Source organism: Thiocapsa bogorovii (assembly GCF_021228795.1).
In the GTDB taxonomy this organism is placed as follows: domain Bacteria; phylum Pseudomonadota; class Gammaproteobacteria; order Chromatiales; family Chromatiaceae; genus Thiocapsa; species Thiocapsa bogorovii.
The window spans coordinates 2,916,565-2,933,396 of sequence record NZ_CP089309.1; the positions used below are offsets into that span (position 1 = coordinate 2,916,565).

The 16,832-nt window shown below is 65.5% G+C and carries 16 protein-coding genes; 8 read left to right on the plus strand and 8 right to left on the minus strand.

The features are described from left to right. Positions 1 to 114 precede the first annotated feature (114 nt). Positions 115 to 615, plus strand: coding sequence for a hypothetical protein (locus LT988_RS13205; protein ID WP_232406038.1), 501 nt, complete (start codon positions 115 to 117; stop codon positions 613 to 615). Between the two features lie 24 nt (positions 616 to 639). Here the strand turns inward: LT988_RS13205 and LT988_RS13210 are convergent, their stop codons facing one another. The 3 genes from LT988_RS13210 to LT988_RS13220 all read right to left on the minus strand — a co-directional run bounded on the left by LT988_RS13210 (position 640) and on the right by LT988_RS13220 (position 3,092). Next, complete coding sequence (locus LT988_RS13210) at positions 640 to 1,182, minus strand: glutathione peroxidase (protein WP_408648005.1); 543 nt, start codon at positions 1,180 to 1,182, stop codon at positions 640 to 642. Positions 1,183 to 1,327: 145 nt separating this feature from the next. Beyond that, positions 1,328 to 2,860, minus strand: a complete 1,533-nt coding sequence (locus tag LT988_RS13215) for an alpha/beta hydrolase (RefSeq protein ID WP_232406039.1) — start codon at positions 2,858 to 2,860, stop codon at positions 1,328 to 1,330. 46 nt (positions 2,861 to 2,906) lie between these two features. Then, the gene (locus tag LT988_RS13220) at positions 2,907 to 3,092 is read right to left on the minus strand and encodes a hypothetical protein (protein ID WP_232406040.1); all 186 of its coding nucleotides are present in this window, start codon (positions 3,090 to 3,092) and stop codon (positions 2,907 to 2,909) included. Positions 3,093 to 3,490: 398 nt separating this feature from the next. On the opposite strand from LT988_RS13220, the gene LT988_RS13225 reads away from it, so the two are divergent. Both LT988_RS13225 and LT988_RS13230 read left to right on the plus strand, forming a co-directional pair. Further along, positions 3,491 to 3,715, plus strand: a complete 225-nt coding sequence (locus LT988_RS13225; RefSeq protein WP_232406041.1) for a glycine zipper domain-containing protein — start codon at positions 3,491 to 3,493, stop codon at positions 3,713 to 3,715. Between the two features lie 410 nt (positions 3,716 to 4,125). After that, on the plus strand, positions 4,126 to 4,620 hold the full coding sequence (locus LT988_RS13230; RefSeq protein ID WP_232406042.1) for a DUF1269 domain-containing protein: 495 nt from the start codon (positions 4,126 to 4,128) through the stop codon (positions 4,618 to 4,620). A gap of 88 nt (positions 4,621 to 4,708) precedes the next feature. Here LT988_RS13230 and LT988_RS13235 read toward each other — a convergent pair whose 3' ends face one another. From LT988_RS13235 to LT988_RS13250, 4 genes are all read right to left on the minus strand, one after another. Next, complete coding sequence (locus LT988_RS13235) at positions 4,709 to 8,326, minus strand: translocation/assembly module TamB domain-containing protein (RefSeq protein WP_232406043.1); 3,618 nt, start codon at positions 8,324 to 8,326, stop codon at positions 4,709 to 4,711. A gap of 83 nt (positions 8,327 to 8,409) precedes the next feature. Continuing rightward, positions 8,410 to 9,108: a DUF3611 family protein gene (locus tag LT988_RS13240; protein WP_232406044.1), complete on the minus strand. Its 699-nt coding sequence runs from the start codon at positions 9,106 to 9,108 to the stop codon at positions 8,410 to 8,412. A gap of 199 nt (positions 9,109 to 9,307) precedes the next feature. Next, entirely contained in the window at positions 9,308 to 10,519 is a 1,212-nt protein-coding gene (locus LT988_RS13245) for a potassium/proton antiporter (protein ID WP_269752043.1), read from the minus strand. Between the two features lie 60 nt (positions 10,520 to 10,579). Further along, a complete protein-coding gene (locus tag LT988_RS13250) occupies positions 10,580 to 11,431 on the minus strand; it encodes an isocitrate lyase/PEP mutase family protein (protein WP_232406046.1) in 852 nt (283 codons plus the stop codon). A gap of 228 nt (positions 11,432 to 11,659) precedes the next feature. Here LT988_RS13250 and LT988_RS13255 point away from each other — a divergent pair, with 228 nt between their 5' ends. Further along, complete coding sequence (locus LT988_RS13255; protein WP_232406047.1) at positions 11,660 to 12,034, plus strand: thiol-disulfide oxidoreductase DCC family protein; 375 nt, start codon at positions 11,660 to 11,662, stop codon at positions 12,032 to 12,034. Between the two features lie 42 nt (positions 12,035 to 12,076). Here LT988_RS13255 and radC read toward each other — a convergent pair whose 3' ends face one another. Next, positions 12,077 to 12,751 carry a RadC family protein gene (gene radC / locus LT988_RS13260; protein ID WP_232406048.1) on the minus strand — a complete coding sequence of 225 codons (675 nt, stop codon included), beginning with the start codon at positions 12,749 to 12,751 and terminating at the stop codon, positions 12,077 to 12,079. A 68-nt stretch (positions 12,752 to 12,819) separates the two neighbouring features. Here radC and coaBC point away from each other — a divergent pair, with 68 nt between their 5' ends. From coaBC to argB, 4 genes are read left to right on the plus strand one after another with little or no spacing between them, the layout of a single operon-like run. Continuing rightward, a complete protein-coding gene (gene coaBC, locus LT988_RS13265; protein WP_232406049.1) occupies positions 12,820 to 14,031 on the plus strand; it encodes a bifunctional phosphopantothenoylcysteine decarboxylase/phosphopantothenate--cysteine ligase CoaBC in 1,212 nt (403 codons plus the stop codon). After that, entirely contained in the window at positions 14,015 to 14,473 is a 459-nt protein-coding gene (gene dut, locus LT988_RS13270) for a dUTP diphosphatase (protein WP_232406050.1), read from the plus strand. The genes coaBC and dut overlap by 17 nt, the downstream gene beginning before the upstream one ends. Positions 14,474 to 14,486: 13 nt before the next feature. Next, positions 14,487 to 15,890, plus strand: a complete 1,404-nt coding sequence (locus LT988_RS13275) for a phosphomannomutase/phosphoglucomutase (protein WP_232406051.1) — start codon at positions 14,487 to 14,489, stop codon at positions 15,888 to 15,890. Between the two features lie 38 nt (positions 15,891 to 15,928). After that, positions 15,929 to 16,825, plus strand: coding sequence for an acetylglutamate kinase (gene argB, locus LT988_RS13280; RefSeq protein WP_232406052.1), 897 nt, complete (start codon positions 15,929 to 15,931; stop codon positions 16,823 to 16,825). The last annotated feature ends 7 nt before the right edge of the window (positions 16,826 to 16,832 follow it).

A 16,832-nucleotide genomic window follows, 5' to 3' on the forward strand; every position in this document is an offset into this window, starting at 1 on the left:
GGCGTTGCTCCGTCAAAGTTGTGTGCGGCGCAGCATAATGGCCGTCCCAAGGGCTCGCAAGACCTCGTCAGAACGAAAGCGGCAGCCCCGCATCACACCCGAGAAGGTGCAACCATGACCAAAATCACGCCGGCTTCCCTGCGCATCAGCGTCGCCGCGCTCACCATCACGTGTGTCTTGATTGCGAGCTGCTCGGGCCCGCGCGAGGATGTGCGCGTGAGCTTCTGCAAGAAGCTTGTGGCGACACAAGTCGGGTCGCCGGGCTCAGTGCGCTGGACGGACGTGGAGACCCGGCCCCGCGGCCATTCGGGGCTTTCGGTCGTGCTGGGGTTCGAATCCGGTGGTGTCGGCACGCGTCGGACAGCGACCTGTCACTATCGATACAACGCGGTCGACGACACCGCGTTGACACTGAGCGACCCCTTGTCCGCCTACTCGACTTCTCCGGAGACCATGTCGATCGACGGCGAGTCATTGTCCAGGTCCGCGCTTGCCGAAGCGGTCAAGCAGGCGGTGATCGCTCAAGGCAAGGCGATCATCGACCGTGCACAGAAGGGGATCGAGGATGCCGCTGCGATGGCGCGCGAACGGCTTGGATCCGGAACCGGTAACTGAAGCCGGCAAGGCCGTCGATGGCGGTCAGAGCAGGCGTTGGATGGCTTGGATCATCTTCTCGCTCTCCGGGCCGGTGCGGCTGGGGAAGACCTCGACGACCTTCCCGTCTCGATTGATCAGGTACTTGTAGAAATTCCACTCGGGGTAAACGCCCGTCTCCGCGGCCAGCTGCTCGAAGAAGGGTGCCGCCGCGCCCTTACGGACTTGAACCTTCTCGAACATCGGAAACTCGACCGAGTAGGTTAGGCGGCAGAACTCCTGGATCTGCTCCTCGGTGCCGGGCTCCTGATTGGCGAAGTCGTTGGACGGGAAACCGAGGACCACCAGCCCGCGCTCGCCGTATTCACGGTTGAGGGCCTCGAGTCCCTCGTACTGGCCGGTGAAGCCGCATTTGCTCGCGGTGTTGACCGCAAGGATCACCTTACCCTGATAGGCGTCGCACAGTCGCACGGTCTCGTCGCCGGCGAGGCGACGCATCTCGAAGTCGAGGGCCGGGGCGCACGCGGCGAAGGCGGCGCCCGGCAACAGCAGTGTTCCGAGCATCGGGAGCAGGACGAACATTCGCATCTTCCACACCTCGTCAGGTTGTTCATGACTTAGACAGAGTGGGAGATGTGGCGGTCAATCCCTGAACACAATGGCCGGCTGTCGTTCGGTGTGCCCAATATCGGCATCTTCAGGTGACGCGTGCCGATCGCTGCGCCCTTGCGGTTCAACGTCCGTTTTCGAAAGCACGGGCGCCCCGCGCTGCCTCCGCCTCGCCTTTCGCGCCGTCGTTCTTCTCGGCGAGAGGCGCCTCGATGATTCCCTCCTCGATTCGCTCCACGATATACGGAAAGAAGGGATTCCAGGACAGGCGCACAAGCGAGTCCAGACTCATCACCAGAACTCCGCGCTCGCCGCGGATCGCCAAAGCCCCGAGGTGGGCACCGAAATCCTCGTCTTCGTTCGGCTCCAGACCGTAGAGCGAATCGTCGATCGGAAACGGCAGCGCGACGTGCGAGAGCGAGAAGACGTCGCGCGGATAGGTCAGCCCCAGCACTCTGACCCGCTCGGTCGTCTCCCCCGCGTCGGTGGCCCGCTCGACAACGTCGCTGCTGTCCGGGCCCACATTGGTGATGACCGTTGTCTTGAAGGTGCGCGGCGTCGCCGGGAGCAGGCGGTCGAGTGCGGTCTCGGTGCCGGGTCGCATCAGCGGACCGAACTTGGTGTTGCGGTTGATATCGAAGAGCACCAGCTCGCTCCCGTTATCCGGGAGCTGAGCGTAGAGACTCGTGACGATGGCGCGCGTGCTGACCGTGAAATCGACCACGGATTGGAAGGTGATGATCGGGGGCAGCTCCTCGACACGCCCCTGGCGTGCGTAGCGGGCGATGCGCGGTTGCAGCGCGCGTGTCAGGAGGGACGACTGGCGTGCCCCGTTCACCGGAAAGGAGTTGTACTTGAATGGATTGAACTCGGGGATGACGCCGAGCCAAGCAGCATTCGCGAATGCCGGAAAGACCGCGGGCAAGCCGGCGAATCCCGCAAACCTGGCCATCTCGGTGATCCCGATCATCGGAGTGATCAGGATGACCCGATTCGCTTGCCGCAGGGAGGGGTCCTCGACGGCGTCGAGCACATAGTTCATGGCCAACGCCCCGCCGTTGGAGAAACCCACCAATTGCAGGGGTGCCGATGGCCCGATCCGGCGCGCGGCCTCACGCACGGCCAAGCGCGTTGCGGCCGACCAATCCCCCCAACGCACGGTCGTCAGCCCGGCCGGGACGGTCCCGTGCCCGGGCAGGCGGATCCCGATCACGACATATCCCGACTCCCGGTAATGGCGGCCGATGTGGCGCAGGCTATAGGGCGAGTCCGTCAGGCCGTGGAGCAGAACAACTGCACCCCGGGGCTCGCCGTCGGGCTCGAGGATGTAGGAGCGGTTCCAGTCCCGGGCGAAGCGCCCCGGATAGAGCGGGCTTCCCTCGAAGTAGCGGTTGGAGAGGAGGCGCTCCTGCGGCGCGAGCCTGTCGGTGACCTCCGTGCGCACCTGATCGACAAGCAACTGCTCCCGCTCCAAATAGGCTGTCCAGTCGGCCTTGTCGAGCTCCTCGGCAACCATTTCGTCCGGGGCGAAGGTATGCCACAGGGCGAGCGGGTCGCTTCGGTACGCGTCGTAGGTGCGCACGGCGAGGAAGGTCAATGCGCTTACGGCGATGAGCTGTGCGACCAGTTTCAGGATTCGTGCCGTCCTCGCAAGCATTGGAGGGGTCCTCGTTCGGAACGAAAGGCGGAATCGCCGCGAACACTCAGGCTTCCGAAGCGTCGCGGACGCTCTCGAAGAGACCGATATCCCAGGCCACCAGATCGCGTCGGACGGCGTCCGCACGCAACGCCAGCTCAATGGCTGGTCCGTTGAAGCCCGGCAGTGCGGCGTTCACCGACATGGCTGCGCCCTTCTGCTCGAACTCGTTTCCGGGCGCCGTCGCGGACACCCATGCAAAGTCGGGTACGTCGATGAAGTCGATCCGGTCGCAGAGCCCGTCACATTGCCGGCCGGCATCGTCACCCTACTTTTCGGAGAATCTGAGCTATGATCGCGAAGCCGGATTCCGGCTCGAAGGGGTCGGAGCACACCCCGAAGGGATGAAACGCCGACCGCCGGACGATACGCCGAAGGCCGTCGGTGAACAACCCGACCCGGCGTGGGATGCTCCGGCGACAATCCGCTCGCGAGCGGCCGAGTCCTTTGGTGGCCGGCGTTGACGGGGGGCGTTGACCGGATGGCCGGGCGGTCCCGTTCGACCCGTCCGAGGACACGTCTCCGACCGCTTCATCGTGAAGGAAACTGCCCGTTCCCAGGGCGTTGATACTGAGATTAGGAGAGACCAATTTGAAGACGATCGCTATCTCTTTGACCCTTGCTGCTGCCGTTGTGCTCTCGGGCTGCGGAAGCACCACGGGGGCCCGTGTCGGAAGCGGCACCGCACTTGGTCTTGCGACCGGCGCCGCGATCGGGGCGTTCAGTGCTCAGGCCGGAGCGGGCGCGCTGATCGGTGCCGGCGTCGGGGCGCTCGGAGGCTATCTCGTCGACGAGCATAAGAAGGGCAATCTGTAGCGTCGTGGTGCGGGTCCGTGAACTGCCCGCACCGCGCTGACTCCTAGTACCTCGTTCCACCTTATTTTGCACGCTCAGAGCCCCCCGAAGGCGTCAGGGCAAGGCACAGCCCGCGGGGAATAGTGGGTGCTATTTCCAAGGGCTGTAGCGCTGCCCTGGCGCCTTTGGTTGGCTCCCGAAGGGCGAGGCGAGAAGCGTTCAGCGCCGTTGTTGCGCGAGCTTGAAAGAGGGTTACTCTTCCTTCACTCGCGCGCCCAGCCGCTGAACGCTTCTCGCCTCGCTGAGCACGCAAAATAAGGTGGAACGAGGTACTAGACTCCGAGAGCTGTATGGGCTCGGCCGAGCGAGGGTTTCCTCATGAGCGGGGAATGCTCGAGCCGATCTTCGCACCCTGATCCGAGGAAACATCCATGAGTGATCTGATTGTCGTGTCGTTCCCCGAGGAGCATCTGGCGTTCGAGTTGCGCGCAGAGCTTGCCAAGATGCAGAAGGCCTACCTCATCGACATGGAAGACGTGGTCGTCGTAACCAAGGACGATTTAGGTAAGGTTAAGCTCCATCAGGCCGTCAATCTATCCGCGGTCGGCGCGGTCGGCGGCGGCTTCTGGGGGATGTTGATCGGTTTGGTGTTCCTCAACCCGCTGCTCGGCGCGGCGGTCGGCGCCGGCGCCGGCGCGCTTTCCGGAAAATTCTCGGATATCGGTATCAACGACGACTTCATGAAAGGCTTGGCGCAGAACTTCCAACCCGGCTGCTCCGCGGTCTTCATCCTCGTGCGCAAGGTCACGGCGGATAAGGTCCTCGACGGGCTCGAGGGGTTCAAGGGCAAAGGCAAGGTCCTGCAGACCTCGCTGGAAAAGGACCAGGAAGAGAGTCTGAAGGCGTTCCTGGAAGGCACGAGCTGAACACACCCGAGGGGTAGGGTGGGGGCGGTGCGGTCGATCCGCGCCGTTCCGCTCCTCGGACCTCGACCCTCCGAGCCGACGCTGCCGTTCATTCGCCGTCGATCGGTTTATCCGGCGTGGGTTCCATCCCTCGCCGGCCGGACCTTGCCAGCTCGATGCTCCAAAACAGATCGACACTCGGGCTTCGACCGCTTTGGGCTTCCAGCTGGATGCGGTCGGTCAGGTTGCGGCGCAGCCTGAATCGATTCCGGGCATCGCCGAGTCCGGTTTCGTACTCGAGGAAGGTTCCGGGTGCGATGTATCGGCCGAAGGCGAGCGCCGCGCTTTGGTCGGCATCGGTGCCACGGGGTGCGATTCCGGTGATCAGGAAGGTGATCGCGTCGGACTGGCTCATTGCCGGATCCGTGTTCGAGAAGAAGGTGAATTGCGGGTCGGCGAGTGTGCCGATGACCCTGACGTTTGCCGTCGTCCGACCGCTACCGCGCTGTGCGAGAAAGAGCAACCCCGGATTCCGGATCGGGCTTTGGACCCAGATCAGCTGGCCGCGGGAAATCGTTAAGGGTGCCACCAGATCCGCCGTCGGTCCGAATCCGGTCGGAATCCGGTAGCGTCCGTCGAGGATCTGCAGCTGTCCGTCGCCCGAGAGGTTACGTCCGGGCGTTTGGCTCAGGTCGAGGTTTCCGGCGAGTCGTCCGGACAAACCGAAGGCATCCAGATTGACCCCCTCGCCGACGCGTAGCCCGATTGCGAGGTCGATCGGATAGCGCGGTGGGCGGTCCGTTCCCTTGATGACGACGTCGTTCGATGGCCTCACCGTCCCCTCGGGAAGCGCCCGCGGGGTGATCCGCGCCTCGGGGATGAGGATCTCTCCACGCACCCGAGCGCCCTCGGTCGTCGCGTCCACCTCAAGCCTCGGTGAGACCCTGACGAGATATTCGCTCGTGTCGATCAGGACGAGACGCTCTCCGGCGGCATGAATCCGTGCACGCGGGCCCTCCGGACCAAATCCGCCCTCGCCGCCGATCGTAAGGCGCTCGCCGCCGACGTCGGCGCCTCCCGAAAATCGGATGCGCTGTGCCGAAGCAGCGGTTGCCGAGAGCGTCAGATCCGCGACTGCCAGGCCGACGAGCGGGACATCGAATCCGCCGCGATCGACACGGACCTCGCCGCGAAGGTCGGGTTGTCCGAGTGTGCCGCTCAGCGCGAGATCCGCGCCGAGTGCGCCTCGCGCGCGGGTCAATTGGGGTATCGGGCGTGCCAACCATCCCAAGCCGTCGAATTGCGCTCGGAGCCGACCGCTCAACGGTTGCGCGGCGCGGAGCGGATCGTCGAGCCGCCAGCCGGCCAGCTCCAGATCGATATCGGCCTGGCCCGATCCTTCCAGCGGCACGACCAGCCGGCCGCGCAGGTTGCCCGGTCTTGCATCGACATCGAATCGTGCGCCCGAAAACACGAGGACCTGATCCTGACCGCGTGCGGACGGAAGGCGCAAGCGGCCGGCCGGAAGGCTGGCCGTCGCACGCCCTTCCAAGCCTGTTCCGGCGGCGACGAAGCGCCCGTCGAGCGCGGCGCGACCTTCCAGCAAGAGTTCCTGCGGCAACAGGGGCGCGACAAGGTCAAGATCGAGCCGGTCGACGGCGACCGCCAGCATCACGGCCGGGCTCGCGTCCCGCGAGATCTCGAGGCAACCGCCGGATCCGCGATCGTGCCGGAGGCAGAAGGGTCCCGCGGCGAAGCTCGGCCAATTGATCTCGATCGGACTTGTCTGATTGATGCGCCAGGTCTCGAAATCCCGGCTGTCCAAGCGCAGCTGTGTCACCTGTCCGCGATAGCGGCCTGTCTCCGTCAGCCCACCCGAGAGGGCCAACTCGACCGAGAGCGGGGCGCCCGCCAACGATAGACCGAGTCGATGGTCCGCTCGTCGGCCCTCGCCCCGGATCGAGAGACGCGTCCAGGGCCGGTTCTCGATCAGAAGTTCCTCGCCGTCCAAGCGGATCTCCAGACGTCCCTCGGGCGCGAGATCCAGGTCGGCGAGGCCAGACAGACGTGCGATCCCGTGTTCTGCGACCCTGAGGTCTTCGGCGTTCAGCTCGATCCGCAGCCGCGGCGAGCCGACGGCACCGGAGACCGAGCCGGAGGCTCGTAACTGCCCCGCCGTCCCTGGATAGAGGCTCGCCAGGTCGGGCGATTCCAGCGCGAAACGCAGCTCGAGCGCCCCGTCCAGCGCACCGTCGATCTGCAGCGTGCTCGGCCCGGATTCGGCGTGAAGGGCATCGATGATCAGTCGGCCATCGGCGAGCTCGAGTTCTCCGCTCGCGGAGACCGGATAGCCGCGCAGCTCGCCGCTCAGCCCTTCGAGTGACGCGCTGAATGCGGGGCCCGCCTCGGTGAGCCGGCCTCGGGTCGCGAGCTGCAGATCGAGAAGGCCGGACCAAAGCTCAGGGTCGGTATCCACGACGAATGCGGCGAGCAACTCCGCGGGGTTCAGTGCCGTGCCGCTCAGGCGCAGATCCCAAGCCGGTGCGGAAACCGAGGTGTTCAGATCGATCAGACCCCTCGCAGAGAGTTGCATGACCGAGTCTGCGCGGCGTAAGTCCAGAGACCGGATTTCGAGCTCGGGGTCTTCCCACTGCAGATCCAGCGAGGCGGCGAGGTGTCCGAGAGCGGGTCGCTCGGCGGATTCCGCTTGGATCTCGCCGGTCATCCCGGTCGATGTCCTATCACCCTGAATCGCGAGGCTGCCGCTGACCGCAACCTCGCGCAGCTCGGCATCGAAAGCGGGCAGATCCACCGCCACGAGATCGAGCGTACCGCTCCACCGGGCATGCCCGAGCGGATCGCTGATCTCGACATCGAGATCGACATCGGCGGAACCGGTCACCGTGCTCTGTGCAGTGAAACGCGTCAGGTCTCCGTTCAAACGGGAGTGGCCCAAAACCCAGGCGTTCGGCGTCGGCCGCAGCTCCCAGTTCAGGTCAAGATCGAGCGGGTAAGCACCGGTCAATCGTGCCGTTCCGCTGCCTTGCCCTTCAAACGCCGACTCGGCCAGGACGGCCGCGACGCGGTCGATGGACAGCAGGCCGTCCTCGAGCTGCCCGGAGAGTTCGGCCCGTTCGACCACGGCAAAAGGCGGGTCACCGGCCGCCGTGAAGATTCGCAGGCGCTCCACGCGTGCTGACCCCAGCTCGAGGGCCAGCGGCAAGAGCAGATCGGGCAGAACAATAGGGTCCTCGGGGCCTCGGGCGCCATCGCTCAACATCAGGTCGACGTCCGTCGCACGGATCTCGGCGATTGAAAGGGTTCCGCCGAAGGCGCGCAGGGGCGACCACGCAAGATCGATGCGGCCGACGCGGATCGCGACGGCCGGCAACTGGATCGAGAGATCGGCGAGGACGACATGACCGAACAGTCGCCCCTCCACCTGACCGACCTGAAAATGGTCCGGTACCAGCTCGGCGAGCAGTTCAACAAGCGTGCGCAGACCGGACTGGGTCGCACCCAACCAGAGCAGGAACAGCAGGAAGACGAGAGGAAATCCGGCAAAAGGCCGCGGATTCAGGACGCGGAAACGGTGCTGCCGCTGCCGCGGGCGCGAGGCGAGCGCGGTGTCGGGTGTCGCAGGATCGGGCCCGGATCCGCCGGCAGGCGCCGGCCGATCCGCATCGGCCGGCGCCTGTGGACCCTCGGTGTCGGGCAGATCGGTCATCGGTGCCTGAAAAGAAGCCCGAAGGACGTTGGCCGCGTCGGTACAGCGCGCGACGCGGCGGGATAACCGATCGGGAAGGCGTTCTAGACGACGACCTTGCCCCCGCCGTATTCGGGCGAGCCTTCGGTCACTCGGAACAGTAGCCAAAGGCTAAATACCAAGACGACCAGTTCGGCCAGAAGCGTGAGCACCATCGACATGAGGCTGAGCATATCGACGGCCGACACCCAGCTCGCCGGTCCTGCTCCCGTCGTTTGAATGACGGGGACACCGCCTTGCGGCGCGGCCAGGAAGTAGAAGAGCAGGTGCGCAACCTCGACGAACATCACCGTGATGGTGAAGAAGATCGCCAGGCTGCTCGCTAAGAGACCGATCCACACGCTTCCGGCAAGCTCCGTCTCCGTCGGGGAGGTTTCCGGTCCTTTAATCTTGTCGGCGATACGCGTGTACCGAAAAAACCAAAAGGTGGTAAAGACCAGCATCGCCAAACTTCCCAGCGTCAGATACTCGACGATCGGCAGTCCTGCGCGCGGCCCCGTCACCGATTGCGCGAATACGAAGCTGTAAAGCATGAGGACGAGCGGGATCACGCCGACTAAAACCTGAATCCAGAATCCGGTCCAGCCCAGCCGTTTGAAGGATTTTGCCAGGCTTTTGTGCGGCAATGCGCGCGTATCCGAGAGCTTGGTTTCGACCCAATTTTTGAACACTTTCAGCATGTCGACTCGATCCTTAATCTGGGTTGGCATTCGAAAAACCCGCGAACGGGCGGTTGTCGTCACATCGATTCAAGCAACTTATGCGATTCTGGAGCCGTCTCGAACGTGATCGAGCGGTATCGAGCCTGTCGAAAACCCTCGATGGAATGCGGCAAAAGGATAGTCGCGCCGCCTCACCGTCGCAAGACGTGCTTCCGGCGCCGCAGACGCGATCGCGTCGTCGACTAAGTCGATGATCCGCATCGACCCTTTCGGACGTTTGTCACGGATCATGTCCCGATGCAGGAGGCTCGACCTCGAGATCAAGCCGCCGTGCCAGCCAAGGGATGGTCCAGCCCTGCAGAACGAGCGAGGCGATGACCACCATGAAGACCACGTTAAAGAAATTCACGTCGACGGGGCCAGGACTCATGACCGGGATGATCGCGAGGAAGATCGGGACAGCTCCCCGCAAGCCCACCCAAGCGATAAAGAGACGCTCTTCGAGACTGAACGTGAACGGTGCCAGACCGATCGCCACCGCAAGCGGACGGGCGATGAAGATGAGGAGAAAGGCCAACCCGGCCGCATGCATGATCTCGCCCGTGAACTGATGCGGCGTGACCAGTAAGCCGAGCATGAGGAACATCAGGATCTGACTGAGCCAGGCGAGGCTCCCGTGAGTGATGTCCAGCTCCTCCCGGCGCACCCCGCTGACGCGATCCATCAGGACCACCCCGCAGATATAGACCGCGAGATAACCGCTGCCGCCGATCAATTGGGTGCCGCCGAACAGGGCCATGGCGCCGGATAAGGCCAATACGGCAAAGAGTCCGCTCGCCAGCTCGAGGCGGTTGATCAGCCAGGCGAGGATCAATCCTCCCAGAAGCCCTGCACCAGCCCCCACCCCCAACTGCAGCACGAAGGCACCGCCCAGCTCCCACGACAGCTCGGCACTCCCGGCATCGACGAAGGACACCAAGACGATGGTCAGAAAGATCGCCATCGGATCGTTGAGGCCGGACTCGACCACGATCGTCTCCATGACGCGACCTTTCAGCCGGATGCCCCGACCTTGCAGCAGCAGGAAGGTCGCCGCCGCGTCCGTCGATCCGACGACGGCGCCGAGCAAGAGGGCCACCAACAAGGAAACCCCCAGCAGCCAGACCGACAGGCCGACAACGGCAGCGGTGATCAACACGCCGACCGTCGCGAGCGTCAGGGCCGGACCCCAGCAGACGCGGATATCGCGAACCCGGGTACCCAAACCACCAGCAAACAGGATCACCGCCAGTGCGATGCTCCCCACGCGGTAAGCGAGCTCGAAGTCGTCGAACGCGTATCCCCCCGGCCCGTCCTGACCGACGAGCATGCCGATCCCGAGGAAGATCAGGAGGATCGGCGCGCCGAGACGGATTGCGAGCGGGCTCATGAGAACACTCAACAGAACCAAGCCGGCGCCCGCCAAAAGAGCCCATTCCAATGACACGATCACGCTTAACCTCGTCTTCTCATCTCATTTGACCTCGCCGGTATTGACGGCCCGTTCGGCGCCTCAGTAGCGCTTCAATAGATCGTCGTAGGCATCGAATCCGACCAGCTCGCGGAGCGTGCCGAAGTCGACTCTGCGCGTCGGTGTGCGTCCGGCGGCCAGATCGGCGAGGGCCTCGCGCATGGCAAAGACGGCCGCGCTCAACAGGGTCAGCGGGTAGGCGGCGATGCGGTAGCCGATCTCGGCGAGATCGGTCGGCGGGAGGATGGGTGTGATGCCCTCTTCGAGCATATTGGCCATCTTGATGCCGGGGACCTCGGTGCAGAAACGGCGCATCTCGGCGGCGTCGCGCGGTGCTTCGAGAAAGAGGATGTCGGCGCCCAAGTCGGCGAACGCCTGCATCCGCCGCAGAGCCTCCTCCAGGCCGAGCGCGCTGCGTGCATCTGTGCGCGCGACGATCAGTGTGCCCGCGCCGGCGTCGCGCGCATCCACGGCCGCGCGCACCCTGCGGATCGCCTCGTCGCGGTCCACGACCTCCTTCACGCCGGTGTGACCGCACCGCTTCGGCATGACCTGATCCTCGATCATGACGCCCGCGAAGCCTGCGCGGGCATACTGATCGACGGTGCGCCGGACGTTGGCTGGATTGCCGTGTCCGGTATCCCCGTCGCCGATGACCGGGATGTCCACTGCCTCGCAGATGTTGCGCCCCTGATCGAGCATCTCCGTGACCGAGATCAGACCCGTGTCCGGCAGGGCCAAGCGGCTCGCCGAGACCGCGAAGCCGCTCATGAAGGTCAGCGGAAATTCGGCCTGCTCGATCAAGCGTGCCGACAGGGCATCGAAACAGCAGGGCATGACGAGCATGTCGCCGCAATCGAGGAGTGTGCGCAGCCGTGCGGCGGGCTCGTTCACGTGGGTCGATCCTGTCGTGGTTGCCGAGGCTCGAGTATAGCGGCCGTAAGCGCCTGAAGGGACTGAGGCCCATGCTATTAGCCTCGACGCGACCCTTGCGACCAACAACATCCATGAGTTTGCTCGGGTCGAAGGGTTACGTGTCGAGCAGTGGGGTTGAGCGATCGTGCGTGCGCATCCATGTCTCACCGATCCCGAAGACAGTCCGGACAAAGATGCAACCACACCATGCCCGCATTCACGGCCTATTTCGACGGCGGCTGCCCGCTCTGCAGCAAAGAGATCGCCCATTATCGCCAGATCGACACGGCGGGAATGATTCACTGGGTCGACATCACCGATGACGGCGGCGCATTGGCCGAAGCCGGGATCGACCCCGCGGACGCGATGCGCCGTATCCACGCCAAGGAGACCGACGGCCGCGTCCTGATCGGAGTGCCGGCCTTCGTCGCGATCTGGCGTCGACTGCCGGGCTACCGCCGTCTCGCGGCCGTAGTGCAGGGCCTGCGCCTGGTCGGGCCGCTCGACTGGGGCTACGCGCACTTCGCGGACTGGCGTTTGAGGCGCCGCTGCAAGGATGGCGCCTGTACCTTGACGCCGTGAGGGTCGTGTTGGTTTTGACGCCAGCCATCAGCTCGCCCCGTCCTAAAGCAGCCCGCGCTCGGCCAGCGAGGTGCCTTCGCCATCGCCGACGATGACGTGATCCAGGACGCGCACGTCGATCAGGCTTAGGGCTTCCTTAAGACGCTGCGTAATCCGTAGGTCCGCCTGGCTGGGCTCGGCCACGCCCGATGGGTGATTGTGGGCAAAGATCACGGCGGCGGCGTTGGTGGCGATGACCCGTCGTACGACCTCGCGGGGATGCACGCTCGCCCCGTCGATCGTCCCGTGGAACAACTCGTCGTAGCTGATGACCCGGTGCCGATTGTCGAGGAAGAGACAGGCGAAGATCTCATGCGGCGAGCGGTACAGACGCAACTTGAGGTATTCGCGGGTCGCCTCGGGGCTGGTCAGCACATCTTGACCGCGAATCCGCGAGAGCAGGTAGCGGTGGCTGAGCTCGAGGACCGCCTGAAGCTCGGCGAACTTGGCTGTACCGAGACCTTTGCCCTCGCAAAAGCGCTTCTTGTCCGCGGCGAGCAACCCGACAAGCCCGTCGAAATCCGCCAGCAGCTCGCGCGCTAGATCCACGGCGCTCTTGCCGCGCACGCCGGTGCGCAGAAACAGTGCCAGCAGCTCGGCGTCGGATAGGGCGCCGGCGCCGCGTTCGAGCAACTTCTCCCGCGGCCGTTCACCCTCCGGCCAGTCCTTGATCGGCATGCGACCTCCGTCGATGGGTTGCGTTAAACTGCGGCCTGTTCCGCAGCGGCAGTGTACACGTTTAGGTCATGGATCCAAGCCCTCGCAATCAGGTGCTGCTCGGTGTCGGCGGCGGCATCTCCGCCTACAAGTCGGTCGATTTGGTGCGTCGCCTGCGCGAGCGCGGCTTTGTCGTGCGGGTCGTCATGACACATGCGGCGACGGCGTTTGTCGGCCCTTTGACCTTTCAAGCCGTCTCCGGGCATCCGGTTCGGACCGATCTTCTCGATTCGGCGGCCGAGGCCGGCATGGGCCATATCGAGCTGGCGCGCTGGGCGGATCGGCTCCTGATTGCCCCGGCCACGGCGGACCTGATGGCGCGCCTCGCGGCCGGGATCGCCGATGACCTGCTCACGACCTTGGCCTTGGCCACCGAGGCGCCGTTGATCCTCGCCCCCGCGATGAATCAGCAAATGTGGCGCCATCCGGCGACGCAAGACAACCTGGCCCGCTTGGTCGCCCGCGGCGCGCGCATCCTGGGACCGGCTGTCGGCAGCCAAGCCTGCGGAGATCAGGGGCCGGGACGGATGCTCGAGCCGCTCGAGATCGCCGAGGCGCTGAGCCGATCGGACCTGCAGCCGCTGGCCGGCGTCCGCATTCTTCTGACCGCCGGGCCGACCCGCGAGCCGCTCGATCCGGTGCGCTATCTCGGCAATCGCAGCTCGGGCCGTATGGGCTATGCGCTGGCGAGCGCGCTGACCGATTTGGGCGCGCACGTGGTTCTGATCAGCGGACCGAGCGCACTTGCGCCGCCGGCGGTGGCCGAGCTGGTCGAGGTCGAGACGGCCCTGGAGATGCACGCCGCCGTCACGGCTCGCGCGCGCGCGTGCGATGTCTTCGTCGCCACCGCCGCGGTGGCGGACTACCGGCCCGCCGAGCCCGCGGGTAGCAAGATCAAGAAGGCCGCCGAGGCGCTGGAGATCCGGCTGGTGCGCAACCCGGACATCCTGGCCGAGGTTGCCGCCCTGCCGACGCCGCCCTTCACGCTGGGCTTCGCGGCCGAGACGAACGATGTCGAGCAGTACGCGCGCGGCAAGCTGAAGGACAAACGGCTGGACATGATCGCGGCCAATCGCGTCGGCGGCGCCGAAGGCGGATTCGAGCGCGAGGCGAACGCACTGCTCGTGCTCTGGAACGGGGGGCGGCGCGAGTTGCCCATGATGTCGAAGGTCGAGCTCGCGCGCGAGCTGGCCCTAATGCTCGCGGAACGTTATGGCGAACACCATGCTGCATCCTCTTGAGGTCAAGATCCTGGACCTGCGCCTAGGCCGCGACTTTCCCTTGCCGGCCTACGCGACGGAGGGTTCCGCCGGGCTCGACCTGCGGGCCATGCTGGAGTCCCCGCTCGATCTTGCGCCCGGCGCGGCCGAGCTGCTGCCGACCGGCATGGCCGTGCACATCGCCGAGCGCAACGTCGCGGGTTTGATCCTGCCGCGCTCCGGGCTGGGGCATCGGCACGGGATCGTGCTCGGCAACCTGGTCGGGCTGATCGACTCGGACTACCAGGGGCCGCTCATGGTCTCCTGCTGGAACCGGGGGACGGCGCCCTTCCGCATCGAGATCGGCGAGCGCATCGCCCAGCTGGTGCTGGTGCCGGTCCTGCAGGCCCAGCTGACGATCGTCGAAGACTTTGCCGCATCATCGCGGGGCAGCGGCGGCTTCGGCCACACGGGCCAACACTGACGCGCCGCTGCCCATGGCCGAGGTCACACCCGCCGCGCCGTCCGAGATCTTCCGCGCCTACGACATTCGCGGCATCCTCGAGCGCCAACTGACGCCCGAGATCATGCAGGCCATCGGCCGCGCGATCGGCAGCGAGGCCGCCGCGCGCGGCGATTGCAGGGTCATGGTCGGTCGCGACTGCCGGGCCTCCAGTCCTGCCCTGGCCAAGGCCCTGATTGCGGGCATCCGCGCGTCCGGCCTCGATGTCGTCGACCTCGGTGTAGCTCCGACTCCCATGGTCTATTTCGCCTGCTGCGAGGCCGCTCCGTGCGCCGGGGCGATCGTCACCGCCAGCCACAACCCGCCCGATTACAACGGGGTCAAGATCGTCTTCGGCGGTGTGAGCGCCGATGCCGCGACGATTCAGGACCTGCGCCGGCGCATCCTGGAGGGCGACCTGATCCGCGGTTCCGGTGGCCTGATCAAGCGCGACATCTCCGAGCGCTACCGCGAGCGTGTCGTCCGCGACATCCGCCTCGCCCGCCCCATGCGCCTGGTGCTGGATTGCGGTAACGCCACTGTTTCGGGGATCGCGCCGGCCGTCTTTCGCGCGCTCGGCTGCGAGGTGATCGCGCTCGACTGCGACCCGTCCGCCGGGATGGGCGAGCGAATCCCGGATCCGGCCCGCCCGGAATGTCTGCAAGCACTCGCGCGACGGGTGATCGACGAGGGCGCGGATCTCGGGCTCGGCTTCGACGGCGACGGCGACCGCCTGGGCGTGATCGACGCCGCAGGCGGCTTCATCGCGGCCGACCGGCTCCTGATGTGCTTTGCTGTCGATATCCTGAACCGACATCCGGGCAGCGAGATCGTCTTCGACCTCAAGTGCACGGGTCATCTCGCCGAGGTGATCCGTCGCGCGGGCGGTCGTCCGGTGCCCTGGCGCTCCGGCCATGCACCGCTCAAGGCGCGGCTGCGCGGGTCCGATGCGCAGATCGCCGGCGAGCTCAGCGGACACATCATGCTCAAGGAGCGCTGGTACGGCTTCGACGACGCGCTCTATGCGGGGGCCCGACTCCTGGAGATCCTGTCGCACGATCCTCGCCCGACGGACGCGATCTTCCGCACCTTTCCCGGCGGCATCGCCACACCCGAGCTGGCCCTGCCGTTGCCCGAGGGCGAGGCCGAGCGGATCATGGCGCGGGTGATCCCCTTGGCCGACCGCCTGCCCGATCGATTCGGCGATCTCGAGGTGCAAACCCTGGATGGTCTGCGTCTCGACAGTCCGACCGCGTGGGGCCTGGTGCGCGCCTCCAACACCCTGCCCAAGCTGGTCTTTCGATTCGAAGGCGACGACCCGGCCGCGCTCGCGGCGATGCAGGAGCGGTTTCGCCGGCTCATGGACGAGGCCGCTCCCGGGCTCGCGTTACCCTTCTGACCCGTTCCGACCCATCTCAACCCGAGCGATTCCAAGCCATGTCCATCCTCAACGAACGTGCCCACACCATAGCCCATGTCCTGATCGAGGCGCTGCCCTATATCCGGCGCTTCCGCGGCAAGACCATCGTGATCAAGTACGGCGGCAACGCCATGGTGGACGAGACCCTGAAACAGGGCTTCGCACGTGATGTTGTCCTCATGAAGATGGTCGGGATCAACCCGGTGATCGTCCACGGCGGCGGTCCGCAGATCGGCTCTCTGCTCAAGCGTCTCGGGAAGGTCAGCGAGTTCGTGCAGGGGATGCGGGTCACGGATGCCGAAACCATGGACGTGGTCGAGATGGTCCTCGGCGGACTGGTGAACAAAGAGATCGTCAACTTCATCAACCGGCATGGCGGCTCGGCGGTCGGTCTGACCGGGAAGGACGGCGACCTGATTCGCGCCCGCAAGCTCCTCTTGAGACGCGACGCGCCCGAGCTGACCGAGCCCGAGATCATCGATATCGGTCATGTCGGCGAGGTCGAGAGCGTGGACGCCGCCGTCGTTCACATGCTGGTCAAGGGCGACTTCATCCCGGTCATCGCGCCGATCGGGGTCGGCGAAGACGGTCGCTCCTACAACATCAACGCCGATTTGGTCGCGGGCAAGATCGCCGAGGTGCTCAAGGCCGAGAAGCTCCTGCTCCTGACCAATACGACCGGTCTGCTCGATGCCGAAGGCAGCCTAATCGCCGAGCTGGATGTCGGCCGCGTCCATGCCCTGATCCAGGAGGGTGTGATCGCCGGCGGCATGCTGCCGAAGGTGCAATGCGCGCTCGACGCGGTGCATGGCGGGGTGAAGTCGGCGCACATCATCGACGGCCGGGTCGAGCATGCGGTCATGCTCGACCTCTTCACCGACGAAGGTGTCGGCACGCTCATCCGCAGCCGCTGAGCCGGAA

Coding starts and splice junctions, on each gene's coding strand:
- LT988_RS13205 (WP_232406038.1), top strand. CDS start 115: ATGACCAAAATCACGCCGGCTTCCCTGCGCATCAGCGTCGCCGCGCTC.
- LT988_RS13210 (WP_408648005.1), bottom strand. CDS start 1,182: ATGCGAATGTTCGTCCTGCTCCCGATGCTCGGAACACTGCTGTTGCCG.
- LT988_RS13215 (WP_232406039.1), bottom strand. CDS start 2,860: ATGCTTGCGAGGACGGCACGAATCCTGAAACTGGTCGCACAGCTCATC.
- LT988_RS13230 (WP_232406042.1), top strand. CDS start 4,126: ATGAGTGATCTGATTGTCGTGTCGTTCCCCGAGGAGCATCTGGCGTTC.
- LT988_RS13235 (WP_232406043.1), bottom strand. CDS start 8,326: ATGACCGATCTGCCCGACACCGAGGGTCCACAGGCGCCGGCCGATGCG.
- LT988_RS13255 (WP_232406047.1), top strand. CDS start 11,660: ATGCCCGCATTCACGGCCTATTTCGACGGCGGCTGCCCGCTCTGCAGC.
- radC (WP_232406048.1), bottom strand. CDS start 12,751: ATGCCGATCAAGGACTGGCCGGAGGGTGAACGGCCGCGGGAGAAGTTG.
- coaBC (WP_232406049.1), top strand. CDS start 12,820: ATGGATCCAAGCCCTCGCAATCAGGTGCTGCTCGGTGTCGGCGGCGGC.
- dut (WP_232406050.1), top strand. CDS start 14,015: ATGCTGCATCCTCTTGAGGTCAAGATCCTGGACCTGCGCCTAGGCCGC.
- LT988_RS13275 (WP_232406051.1), top strand. CDS start 14,487: ATGGCCGAGGTCACACCCGCCGCGCCGTCCGAGATCTTCCGCGCCTAC.
- argB (WP_232406052.1), top strand. CDS start 15,929: ATGTCCATCCTCAACGAACGTGCCCACACCATAGCCCATGTCCTGATC.